11 protein-coding genes and 1 riboswitch are annotated in these 11,787 nt (G+C 41.8%); of the genes, 9 read left to right on the forward strand and 2 right to left on the reverse strand.

Annotated elements, in window-relative coordinates:
- Positions 1–733, forward strand: a 733-nt coding sequence (locus tag BLT_RS0100570) for a DNA topoisomerase (protein ID WP_017725890.1), incomplete at its 5' end; no start/stop codon positions are given.
- Positions 734–924: 191 nt separating this feature from the next.
- On the opposite strand, the gene BLT_RS0100575 is transcribed toward BLT_RS0100570, so the two are convergent.
- On the reverse strand, positions 925–1,266 hold the full coding sequence (locus tag BLT_RS0100575) for a hypothetical protein (RefSeq protein ID WP_017725891.1): 342 nt from the start codon (positions 1,264–1,266) through the stop codon (positions 925–927).
- 70 nt (positions 1,267–1,336) lie between these two features.
- Positions 1,337–1,422, reverse strand: a riboswitch (cyclic di-GMP riboswitch).
- A gap of 464 nt (positions 1,423–1,886) precedes the next feature.
- Here BLT_RS0100575 and BLT_RS0100580 point away from each other — a divergent pair.
- The 7 genes from BLT_RS0100580 to glnA all read left to right on the forward strand — a co-directional run bounded on the left by BLT_RS0100580 (position 1,887) and on the right by glnA (position 9,110).
- Entirely contained in the window at positions 1,887–2,570 is a 684-nt protein-coding gene (locus BLT_RS0100580) for an NAD(P)H-binding protein (RefSeq protein WP_017725892.1), read from the forward strand.
- Positions 2,560–2,856, forward strand: coding sequence for a hypothetical protein (locus BLT_RS0100585; protein ID WP_017725893.1), 297 nt, complete (start codon positions 2,560–2,562; stop codon positions 2,854–2,856). Before BLT_RS0100580 ends, BLT_RS0100585 begins: the two co-directional genes overlap by 11 nt.
- A gap of 158 nt (positions 2,857–3,014) precedes the next feature.
- Positions 3,015–4,673: a glycoside hydrolase family 13 protein gene (locus BLT_RS0100590; protein WP_017725894.1), complete on the forward strand. Its 1,659-nt coding sequence runs from the start codon at positions 3,015–3,017 to the stop codon at positions 4,671–4,673.
- A gap of 498 nt (positions 4,674–5,171) precedes the next feature.
- On the forward strand, positions 5,172–6,638 hold the full coding sequence (locus BLT_RS0100600; protein ID WP_017725896.1) for a DEAD/DEAH box helicase: 1,467 nt from the start codon (positions 5,172–5,174) through the stop codon (positions 6,636–6,638).
- Between the two features lie 169 nt (positions 6,639–6,807).
- A complete protein-coding gene (locus tag BLT_RS0100605; RefSeq protein WP_152414248.1) occupies positions 6,808–7,032 on the forward strand; it encodes a hypothetical protein in 225 nt (74 codons plus the stop codon).
- Positions 7,033–7,221, forward strand: coding sequence for a hypothetical protein (locus BLT_RS0100610; RefSeq protein WP_017725898.1), 189 nt, complete (start codon positions 7,033–7,035; stop codon positions 7,219–7,221).
- A 530-nt stretch (positions 7,222–7,751) separates the two neighbouring features.
- Positions 7,752–9,110: a type I glutamate--ammonia ligase gene (gene glnA / locus BLT_RS0100615; protein WP_017725899.1), complete on the forward strand. Its 1,359-nt coding sequence runs from the start codon at positions 7,752–7,754 to the stop codon at positions 9,108–9,110.
- A gap of 73 nt (positions 9,111–9,183) precedes the next feature.
- On the opposite strand, the gene rarD is transcribed toward glnA, so the two are convergent.
- Entirely contained in the window at positions 9,184–10,131 is a 948-nt protein-coding gene (gene rarD, locus BLT_RS0100620) for an EamA family transporter RarD (protein WP_017725900.1), read from the reverse strand.
- Positions 10,132–10,683: 552 nt separating this feature from the next.
- Here rarD and BLT_RS0100625 point away from each other — a divergent pair.
- Positions 10,684–11,787, forward strand: a 1,104-nt coding sequence (locus BLT_RS0100625) for a M14 family zinc carboxypeptidase (protein ID WP_017725901.1), incomplete at its 3' end; no start/stop codon positions are given.

An 11,787-nucleotide genomic window follows, 5' to 3' on the forward strand; every position in this document is an offset into this window, starting at 1 on the left:
CGCAATGGAAAATCCAAGTCGCTTTTTAGGAGAAGATGAAAAGGATTTGGCTAAAACCCTCGGAAGGGCAGGGGGAATAGGGACGGTTGCCACAAGGGCAGATATTATTGAGAAGTTGTTTAAAAGCTTTTTAATTGAAAAAAACGGAACGAATATTATCATCACATCAAAGGGAAAGCAGCTTCTTGAGCTCGTTCCAGAGGAGCTGAAATCCCCAGCTTTAACAGCTGAATGGGAACAAAAGCTTGAGCAAATTGCAAAGGGCGCGCTTTCGAAGCAAAGCTTTGTGAAGGAGATTATGGATTATACGAAATCGCTTGTCTCCGACATTAAAGCAAGCGGAAAAACCTTCAAGCATCAAAATGTGACAGGCAGCCCATGTCCTGAATGCGGAAAGCTCCTTCTTGAAGTAAACGGGAAAAAGGGGAAAATGCGTGTTTGTCAGGATCGGGAATGTGGCTTCCGAAGGAATGTTTCTCGTATAACGAATGCGCATTGCCCGAAATGTAAGAAAAAGCTTGAGCTTCGTGGGGAAGGAGAAGGTCAAATCTTTGCTTGTGTTTGCGGATATCGAGAGAAGAAAGCAACCTTTGAGGAACGACGGAAAAAAAACAAGCATAAAAACGTCTCAAAGCGAGAAGTCTCTCAATACTTGAAAAAACAAGACGATGACAAGGGCTTATCGAACCCTGCCTTAGCCGAAGCTTTAGCAAAGCTTAACCTTGATAAATAATCGCTGCGAAATTTTGACGGGAGATGTTTTTTTTAATGAAATCGCAAGCTGATATCGGTCATCATAATCGGTATCAGCTTTTTTGGTTAATCGGCAAGCATAAACTATAAGAGGAAATTATGATAGGCTGAATCTTTATAACCAGGAAAAGGCTTGTCGAATTGGTGTGAGTTAGGTTTCAAATAGGACGGTTACGTAGAGCGGCGTGCTTGATCAGACTGGTTAATCTTTAGTTTAATCCGTGTTAATTTTTGTTTTGCTTCTTTTGGTGTTGAGGTAAAGGATGTTTGATTAAAAAGATAGAAGCTGTATGAACCTTGCTCTTTAATTGTTTGGTAGACATAAGGCTTTTCATGCTTTAAAATCGTCATCATTTCGCTAATGGGTGGAGTCAGTGCATGGGTTTGAATACGTAACAAAAGATTGAGAAAATTATTGTAAGCATAGATGGAATTTGTTTCATCTGGATAGGTTTTTAAGAGATAATCAAATGTTTCAAGTATGGTTTGAAGCTCAGGCTCACTGTGGTTCATAAAATGGTCCCCTTAACGGCTAAGATTTCTCCTAAATGAAAGAAACTTAACAATAAAGGGTTTCTCACATATAGGCAACTGGCTAACATAGGGCTGTGCCCCTTAGTCCCTCTAGCTTTGCGTCCCTATTTTTCAATAGGTTTGCCTTTTTCTTATATTGTGGAAAAGGGGCGGAGCTTCAGTACTGTTGAGGAAGCAAAGAAGCTCTTTCGCTCACACCGCCTTCATTAAGTGCTGCACAATGCGTACTTACGGACAAGATTGTTTCTTTTTGTCGATTATAAAATAATTGGTAACAAAAAGTAAATACTTCAGAGTTGAATTTGTAAAAAAAAGTCGTTTTTTGTCCTTTTTTTAGAGAGTAGAGACTTTTTAAGAAAAAATCTGTCGATGTAGAGTTGCCTAACACCAATCAATGAATGCCTGCTGTAATCAATCCGAGTAATGCAAACTTTGCGGAATTTTTTTCATGAGCTCTCCTATAGCTATCGTCTTATATCTATATTTCTCATCATCATAAAATAAATGTTCATTCTTTTTTGTTATGATTTGAATACATCAGTTAACCCTGCACTCCATGGTAAAATAGAAGAAACTCGACTTTGGAAAGGACAAAAAGCATGGATAAAAAAACAGCACTCGTCATTGGAGCAACCGGTTTAATCGGCAAACAGCTTGTTTCCTTGCTTTTAGAACGGCAGGAGTATGATCAAATTACGGTTCTCGTTCGTCGCTCAATCGACATTGAGCACCCTAAGTTAGAAGAGCGAATGATTAACTTTGATGAGTTAGGAGCAGACGACATTCCTGAAGTGGATGACGTCTATTGTGCGTTAGGCACAACGATAAAAAAAGCAAAAACGAAAGAAGCGTTTCGCAAGGTTGATTATGAATATCCGCTTTTGGTGGCACGGCTTGCAAAAGAAAAAGGTGCAGCACAGTATGTAATTGTTACAGCGATGGGCTCAAGTTCAATGTCTTCCTTTTTTTATAGTCGGGTAAAAGGAGAATTGGAGGAAGCATTACAAGAGGTTGGATATAAAGCTCTCAAGATTTTCCGACCATCCTTATTGCTCGGTGAGCGGTCTGAGTTTCGATTGGGAGAGAGAATGGCGGAATACATGATGAGGCTGTTTCGTTTTGTCATGATTGGTCCATTGAAACGATACCGAGCCGTTGAAGGCAAACAAGTAGCAAAAGCAATGATGATAGAAGCAAATAGAAAATCAGATGCAAACGTGTCCATTTATGAATCACAACAGATTTTTGCAATCGCCCAAGGAAGTGATTCATTTGTTCATTAGCAGTATCATCATATATTTTGGTCTACTCCTTGTAGGGTATTTGCTGATTAATCGATGGATGGCGAAGCAGGAGCGGCCGATAGAGCTTCGGAGGTTACCGGCAGTTGTCTATGTAACCATCACTTCGGTCGTGTTCATTTTACCCGATTGGTCACTTCGTCCTTATGCACTAGCAGGTTTTTTTCTTGGTATTATTGGAACACTTCTTTACCTACTGATGCATATTTTATATTTATTGGAGCATCCATTCTATAAGAAAATACGGGCGTGGTTTGAGCATGAATGAGGAGCTGTTTGAGCAAGCCATTATCTCCTTTTTCATTCCTTTGATTACAAAGCTTTAGTGCTTTTGATAATGAGTACATGATTATCATGATACTTTTTAACCAATAATGGGAATCTATAAGGAATGTGCAAAGTGTAAAGTGTAAAGGGGGACTATGCGTGAAGAAGCAATGGTGGAAAGAGGTCGTTGCTTATCAGATTTATCCTCGCAGCTTCAAGGATTCAAACGGTGATGGCATTGGTGATTTACAAGGAATCATCGAAAAATTAGATTATGTTCAGGATTTGGGCATTGGGGTTATCTGGATCTGTCCAATGTATAAATCTCCGAACGATGATAATGGCTACGACATTAGTGACTACCAGGAGATTATGACGGAATTTGGGACAATGGCAGACTTTGATGCTCTTCTAAAAGAAGTGCATGATCGGGGAATGAAGCTAATCATTGATTTGGTGATTAACCATACGTCTGATGAACATCCTTGGTTTGTCGAATCTCGCTCGTCAAAGGACCACCCAAAACGTGATTGGTACATTTGGCGCGAGCCGAAGGAAGATGGACGGGAGCCGAATAATTGGGAATCGATTTTTAGCGGATCGGCATGGACCTTTGATGAAACAACGAAGCAATATTACATGCATATCTTTTCAAAAAAACAGCCCGATCTCAATTGGGAAAATTCTGATGTGCGTAAAGCATTGTACCAAATGATGAACTGGTGGATGGACAAGGGAATCGATGGGTTTCGGGTCGATGCCATTTCCCACATTAAAAAAGCTCCAGGCCTACCAGATCTCCCGAATCCAGAGAAGCTTGAATATGTTCCTTCGTTTAACGGGCATATGAACCAAGAGGGGATCCATGAATTTCTTCAAGAGATGAAGCGAAAAACCTTCGACCGTTACGATGTAATGACAGTTGGTGAAGCAAATGGGGTTTCCGTTGAGCAAGCAGGTGATTGGGTTGGGGAGTCAAACGGTGTCTTTAACATGATTTTTCAATTTGAGCATCTCGACTTGTGGCATAAGGGAGAAGGTGGGGGGCTAGATATTCCGTCATTAAAGTCAACGCTTACCAAGTGGCAAAAAGGGTTGGAAGGCTGGGGCTGGAACGCGTTATTCCTTGAAAACCATGACCAAGCCCGAAGTGTGTCTGTGTGGGGAAATGACAAAGAATATTGGAAAGAGAGTGCAAAGGCGCTTGGGACGATGTTTTTTTTCATGCAAGGAACACCTTTTATCTATCAAGGCCAAGAGATAGGGATGACGAACGTAAAATTTCCATCGATCGATCAGTACAATGATGTAAGCATGAAAAATTATTACCGCATTGAAACCGCAAAAGGACGCTCCCATGAAGAGGTGATGAGCGTTATCTGGGAAAGTGGGCGAGACAATACGCGCACGCCTATGCAGTGGAACGATTCAAAGCAAGCGGGCTTTTCAACGGCCGATCAAACGTGGCTTGGAGTGAACCCTAATTACGTAGACATCAATGTTGAGAAGCAGCAACAAGAAGAAGACTCGATTTTAAATTATTATAAAAAAATGATTAAGCTCAGACGATCGGCAGAGGTATTTGTGTACGGGAGCTATAATTTAATTTTACCGGAGCATCCACAAGTGTATGGGTACACGCGGACGCTTGGGGTAAAAAAGCTTTTGATTCTCGTTAATTTAGTCAAAGAAGAAGTAGACATTGCCTTGCCACCTGCATTACAAGGGGAAAAGCAATACCTATTGGGCAATTACAAGGAAATCGTTGCAGAGGAAAAGCTACGACCATATGAGGCACGTGTGTATCAATTCGTATAAAATGAATTAAAAAATGCAAGCTAATTGTAATGAGTAGCTTCCATTTTTTTTGATTGTGGAAAAAACGGGATTATGGATAAACTCTGCCAATGAATTGATTGTGTTTAAACCTTTAACATGGTATGATAGAAATTATTTAAAGAAACGAACCATGCAATGCGGAGACGAACCATATTCCCGTTTCGTAGTGGGAAATATGGTTTTTTTCTGTGGAAAAGGGGACGGAGCTTCGGTTCAAGTTGATGATCCAATGAAGCCCCTCCACTCGCACCGCCTTAATGGAAAGGGTGTACAGAATAACCTGACGAACTCGTTTAATTCCAGTGGGAAGAGCGAGGCAAATACGCAGGTTTCTGGATAGAGAAATTTGCTTTCTCTTATAAATGAAATAGGTGAGCGATGGCGCAATGGGTGGCTCTCCAAAAGAGTGAACGGATTTCTTAGGTCATTGCAGTGTTTCTAAATAGATATAACTAAAAACGAAAAGGAGATTTTACATTGACAACTTTTTATGAATTAAACCTTAACCATCAGGTGGTTCGGGCAGTAACAAGTATGGGCTTTACGGAGGCGACGCCGATTCAAGAAGCGACAATCCCAACAGTTCTTGCTGGTCGAGACTTAATTGGTCAAGCGCAAACGGGTACGGGGAAAACGGGTGCGTTTGGCATTCCATTGATTAATCTAATTGACTTAGAAGATGATTCCGTCCAAGGGCTTGTGTTAGCGCCAACGCGTGAACTTGCGATTCAAGTCGCTGATGCGTTAAAAGCGATGGGACGGTACAAAGGTGTGAAAACCGTAGCGATTTACGGTGGTGCAGATATGCGCCGTCAAATCCGTGAACTAAAAGGAAACCCACATATTATTGTAGCAACGCCTGGTCGCTTAATGGATCATATGCGTAGAAAAACCGCTCGTCTTCAGCAAGTGAAAATGGTCGTTCTTGATGAAGCGGACGAAATGTTGAACATGGGGTTTGTTGAGGACATTGAGACAATTTTAAAGGAAGTCCCAACTGAACGCCAGACAGTCTTGTTTTCTGCGACAATGCCTAGCAAAGTTGAAAAGCTGGCGAAAACGTTTATGAGTGAGCCGGATCGAATTACGATCAAGGCGAAAGAAGTGACGATGGAAAACATTGAGCAATTCTATGTTGAAGTGGGAGAACGCGACAAGTTTGATACATTATGCTTGCTCATTGAAGTGGATAAGCCTGAATTAGCGATTGTCTTCGGCCGTACGAAACGACGTGTCGATGAGCTTTCAGAAGCGTTAGCGAAAAGAGGCATTCGTGCGGAGGGTATCCATGGGGACTTAACACAAGCAAAGCGAGACAGCGTGCTGCGTAAGTTTAAAAATGGTGCAGTTGACGTGCTTGTAGCGACAGATGTGGCGGCTCGTGGGTTGGACATTAGCGGCGTCACTCATGTATACAATTTTGACTTGCCTCAAGATCCGGAAAGCTACGTTCACCGCATTGGCCGAACAGGGCGTGCAGGGAAATCAGGTCAAGCGGTTACGTTTGTCACGTCAAGGGAGCGAGACCATCTTCGCGCGATTGAACAAGTAACAAAGAAAAAAATGGCTCGTCGTGCAAAGCCTACGTTAGAGGAAGCGCTCGTGCATCAGCAGGAAGAGGTTGTTGAACAAATTCGTCAAACCCTTGCATCAGGTGATACAGATGCCTACCGTAAGCTAGCCAAGGATCTCTTGCAAGAAACAGATGCGCTGTCTGCTCTTGCGGCGGCTTTAAAGCTTCTTATTAAAGAACCAGATCTCACACCAGTGAAGCTGACAGCAGAGGCGCCATTACGAGTCAAAAAACAACGAACGCAAGGCGGAGGGACAAGAAAGTCAGGAAGTTCTTCAGGACGTCCGTACCGTTCCCAACGTAAAAACGATTATGACAGACCTATGCGTTTTGCGAAGAAACAACAAGATAAAAAACGTCGCGCAAAATAAGAAAATCGCAAGGGGGATGTTCCTTCATTTTAGGGCATCCTCTTTTTTTGCGAAAAAAGGGGAAATATTACAGTAACATAAGGGTGAAAAACTTGGGAGGGGATTACTGATGGCAGAAGAATAATTGTTCAAACAGCTTTCGTTATGGCGGAAAATGGGACTGAAGGACGTGAAGGAAATTCTAGCTGAGATGTTGGGCACAGTACCTCAGGGGTTTAACAACAAGAATTCTGTGGAATATGGACATATTGCTTTGATGTACGATCAGTTCGTCATTTCAGCAGTTGGAGGTACACCTACATGTCCAGCAGCATATGCCGGCCTTTTTGACAGGGGAACAAAGCCTTCTGAATGGTCAGGGAATGCACCAAGCTATGAAAATGTGAGAGAATGAATGGAAAAACAGCCAGCAGCCATCATTGAAGCGACAAAAGGAAAGCTTGATCAGAAGCTACCAAAGCCTTTCTTCGGTCTAGAAACAGTGGAGGATCCATTGGCTTTTGCCATATCCCAGGAAGCTTTGCATTATGGTCAAATTCGGAGTCTTGTAAAAGCAGCAACAAGGGACCAGGCGAAAACGTAAAGGCTATGTAAAGCTTGTATCATTCATTTAAAGATTGGTCGGAAGTCATTGTTAAGGGGATGGCGACCTGTTATTTTTAAAGGGACCCATCAGGCTTTTTTCATAGAAAGACCCCCTTATTGTTGAGTAGGAGTGAGATGATTCGCTCTTACTCTTTTTTTGTGGAAAAGGGGACCAGCTTCAGTTCAAGGTAATGAAACAATGAAGTTCTACCGCTCCCCCCTTCATTGAAAGGTTGCTCAGCTTTACCCTGGCGATCTCGTTTTTATCCCAGTGGGAAGATGGAGCCGTTCATGCTGGTTTTTGTTCATTTTTAATTCTATCTAGAAAGAAGCCCCGACCTGTAAGCGAAGCGTAGCTGGCGGACAGGTCAGGGATAGGATGAATGGTACAAGAAGGGGCAGATAGAATCGGGAAAAAGAGTATGTTAGATAATCTGACAGGATGATTGCGAATATTCACACAGTCCTTTACAGTAATAACTAACAAAGTGATGTCACATTAGATTACATGAAAAGGAAGTGTTAAAAATGGCTGTATCTACACCGGCTCGTGAAAGTTTAATTGAAGAAATTAAGGAAACGATAAAAACGAAAAGTGTTGAACTGCTTCATATGCAGTTTGTTGATATTGAGGGAACGTTAAAGCACGTAACGACGACTGCTGAAAAATTAGAGGATGTGATTGACGGGAAAACGATGTTTGACGGCTCTTCGATTAAAGGCTTTACACCGATTAATCAATCTGACCTTTATTTAATGCCAGATCTTACTACTTTTGCTGTTCTTCCTTGGACAGAGGAGGAAGGCTATTCTGAAGCAAGATTTTTATGCAGTGTAAAAAATCCGGATGGAAGCGATTTTTCAGGTGACCCGCGTAACATTCTAAAAAAAACGGTAGATAGAGCAGCGGACAAGGGGTATTCCATTAGTGTAGGACCTGAGCTTGAATTCTTCCTTTTCGAGACGGATGAAAAAGGGTTGCCAACAAGACAAACCCAAGATATCGGCGGTTATTTTGAGCCATCTCCAAAGGATAACGGTGAAAAGGTTCGTCTTGAAGTCTATCGTACGTTGAAAAAGATGGGCTTTACGATTGAAGCATCTCACCATGAGGTGGCAGAAGGGCAACATGAAATCAACTTTAAGTATGCAGATGCCCTTGGTTCTGCAGATGCTGCAACAACCTATAAGTGGGTTGTAAAAACGGTTGCCAAGCAGTTCGGCCTCCATGCCACGTTTATGCCAAAGCCGCTTGCTGGCGCAAATGGAAACGGTATGCATACAAATATTTCTCTCTTTGATGTCGAGAAACAGGAAAATGCCTTTTATGATGAGAGCGATTCTCTAGGTCTTTCCAAAACAGCTTATCAATTTATCGCCGGATTGATTGATAATGTAAAAGACTTTGTCGCTGTAACGAATCCATTAGTTAACTCGTATAAGCGCCTTGTACCAGGCTACGAAGCACCTTGCTACATTGCTTGGTCTGCATCAAACCGCTCAGCGCTTATCCGAATTCCAGCAACACGTGGCGCAGGTACACGGGTCGAAATCCGTTGCCCAGACCCGTCTGCAAATCCATATCTTGCATTTGCGATTATCGCATCTGCTGGCCTTGATGGAATCGAGCAAGACTTAACAGCGCCACCGTCTGTAGATGCCGATATTTTCAGCATGAGTGCAGTGGAAATTGAAGAGCGTGGGATCGAGAATCTACCAACAAGCCTAGAAGAAGCGCTTAACAAGTTTGAAGAAGGCAGCATCGGTGCTGACACCCTTGGGGAGCATGCCTTTGCAGAATACTTAGATCTTAAGCGTGGCGAGTGGGATGAATTCCGTACAACGGTTCATGATTGGGAGCTTGCAACATATCAAGGGAAATTTTAATGTAAAAAAACGTGTAGAGCCTAGGCTTTACACGTTTTTTTTAAAATGATTTGCATCACAGTATGACATTGTTTTAACTTACTTCGAGATGACCATCTTGCAGTCGTTCTCTTTTTTGTTTCGCAGCAGCTCTAGATCGCGAAGTTGTAAAAATTAGTAAACTGATCCAAATAAGCGAAAAAGAAATGAGTTGAACCTGGCTAAAGGGCTCTTGAAATAAAAACACACCGAGAATTAACATAATCGTTGGTCCGATGTATTGCAAAAAACCGATTAATGAAAAAGAAATGCGGCGAGCCCCCGTCGCAAACAAGAGTAGCGGAATCGCTGTCGCGGCACCTGCCCCCATGAGAAGGAGGGTGGTCGCAAGCCCATCTGCTAAAAATGCTCCTCCGGCGGGCGTTGTCACTTGGACATATATCAGAAATAGTAAGGCGAACGGTGTCATAATAAGGGTTTCAATCGTTAATCCTGCCCAAGCTCCAATGGGTACAACCTTCTTAATCAAGCCATAAACGCCAAAGCTTGAGGCAAGGAGCAAGGCAGTCCATGGAATACTGCTATAATGGACAGTCATATACAGCACACCAGATGTTGCTAAAAGGAATGAAAAAAGCTCTAAACGATTTAATCGTTCTTTAAGAAAGATGGTTGCAAGCAAAACATTAATTAATGGATTAATATAGTAGCCTAAGCTTGCCTCAATCACGCGGTCTGTGTTGACTGCAAAAATAAACACAAACCAATTAATTGTAATTAAGACTGCCGCACATGTTATCGCAACGGCAGACTTTTTATTTGTAAACGTACGAATAATCTCTTGCATCACATATCGAAGCTTTCCCATTAATAGAAGGACAACGACCATAAAAAGAAGAGACCAGACGATACGATGGGCGAGCACCTCTTTAGACTGTACGTTATCAAGAAACTTCCAGTAAAGAGGGAGAACACCCCACAACAGGTAGGCTCCGATGGCAGCAAAGACACCAAGCTGTTGTTCTTTTTGTTGTTCGTTCAATGTTTTCTCCTCGATTCTATTATCACATTTTACGTCTTTTAGAATGGCTTTGATCGATTTCTAGTTAGAGTGTAGTCCTCTTTATTATGTTTCGCAATCTTTTTTATTCGGGAGACGAAAAAAATGGGTTTGCCTATAACGAAAGTCTAGTAGTCTCATAGGGGCTTTAATTCCTCGTAGAACAAGCGTTTCAATTGTATTAAAGTCTAATGGATTAATATAGCGATAAAATGGGTGATTCAAATGCTGGAAACAAGAAGCGGTGAATAAAATGACAGATATAACCAAAGAAATGCCCGTTTGGTCAAAAAAATTATTGATTTTGTCGAACGACAAGATCGGTTTAATTAACGCTTACATAAACGATTATCAGGTAATTAGAATGAAAAGAACACAGCTTGATTTCTAATCATTTAACGTTAAATCCCATGGATATTCATACAATAAATTTTATGTTTAGTCTTTTTAAACTCGAACTATTATGCTATAGTTTTCTAGTAAACTCATAAACTACTTTTGTTGGATGAAATAGGTTGAAGGAGGATTAATATAGTGAAAAAAGGTTTATCATTATGGCTTGCGTTCTTGCTCGTCTTATCAGTGGCTTTACCTGCCCCTGTGATTCAAGCGGCTGGTGCTGAAGCAACTCCGGTTGCAGAGACACAGCAAGCACTTGAAGTCGACCGAACACAGGTCTCACTTACAGAAGTACGCCAAGTTAACGTTACAGTTGAACTTCCAGAGCAGCTAGATTTGCCTGAATTGGAGTGGACGTTTGGCGGTAAGCCATTTTCAGAATGGAAGAAATGGGACGGGGAGGCAAAGGAATATAGCGGTGAACCTTTTATCACGGTTGTAAAAGAGCCGAGCTATGTGGAGGGCACCAATACAGTCGAATTGACGCTTGAATTTGGCTTGCCTTACGATACAGACAATCTTGCCCCAAGAAGCATCCGTGTGCTTTATCCTGAATTAATCGGAGAATATGAGCTTGCTGTTGCCAACTCAGCAACCAATTGGTCAGCCCAAACAACTCTTAAGCTTAATGTGTACGACGAATTTTTAGCGTATGAAGAAATTAAGCCAGCGATTGATGAGGTTTTTGCAAAGGCACAAGACAATCGTTACCTTGAATACAAGTCACTTGGACAATCAGTTGAAGGGCGAGACATTCATTTTGTGGTCCTTGCCAAAAGTGAGGCTGCGATTGATAAGTATTTAAATGAAACGCTACCGACAGCTCTCGAAAACCCAGCAGAATTGATTGAAAAGCTTGAAGCTGGGACAATGGGTGATTATCAAATTCCAATTTGGTTTAACAACATTCATCCTGATGAGGTAGAAGGGGTCGACGCTCAAGTTGAGCTCTTGAAAAAGCTTGCTCTTGAGAATAAAGTGACATTTAAAACAGAAGATGAAACGGGTGTTGAGAAAGTCGTTACGTTAAACGTAGACGAGGTTCTTGACCATGTGATTTTCTTGTTTAACTTTACACACAATCCTGATGGCCGTGTAGCGAACACCCGTGCAAATGCAAATGGCTTTGATTTAAACCGGGACAATGCTCACCAAACACAGGTAGAAACCATTCAAGTGAATGAAGAAATTGCAAAGTGGACACCCCTTTCATTTATTGATCTTCATGGGTATGTTGAA

The organism is Halalkalibacterium ligniniphilum, assembly GCF_000334155.1.
Lineage (GTDB): Bacteria > Bacillota > Bacilli > Bacillales > Bacillaceae_D > Halalkalibacterium > Halalkalibacterium ligniniphilum.

Excerpts from the sequence above, each read along its gene's own strand:
- BLT_RS0100575 (WP_017725891.1), bottom strand. The coding sequence starts at position 1,266 with ATGAACCACAGTGAGCCTGAGCTTCAAACCATACTTGAAACATTTGAT.
- BLT_RS0100580 (WP_017725892.1), top strand. The coding sequence starts at position 1,887 with ATGGATAAAAAAACAGCACTCGTCATTGGAGCAACCGGTTTAATCGGC.
- BLT_RS0100610 (WP_017725898.1), top strand. The coding sequence starts at position 7,033 with ATGGAAAAACAGCCAGCAGCCATCATTGAAGCGACAAAAGGAAAGCTT.
- glnA (WP_017725899.1), top strand. The coding sequence starts at position 7,752 with ATGGCTGTATCTACACCGGCTCGTGAAAGTTTAATTGAAGAAATTAAG.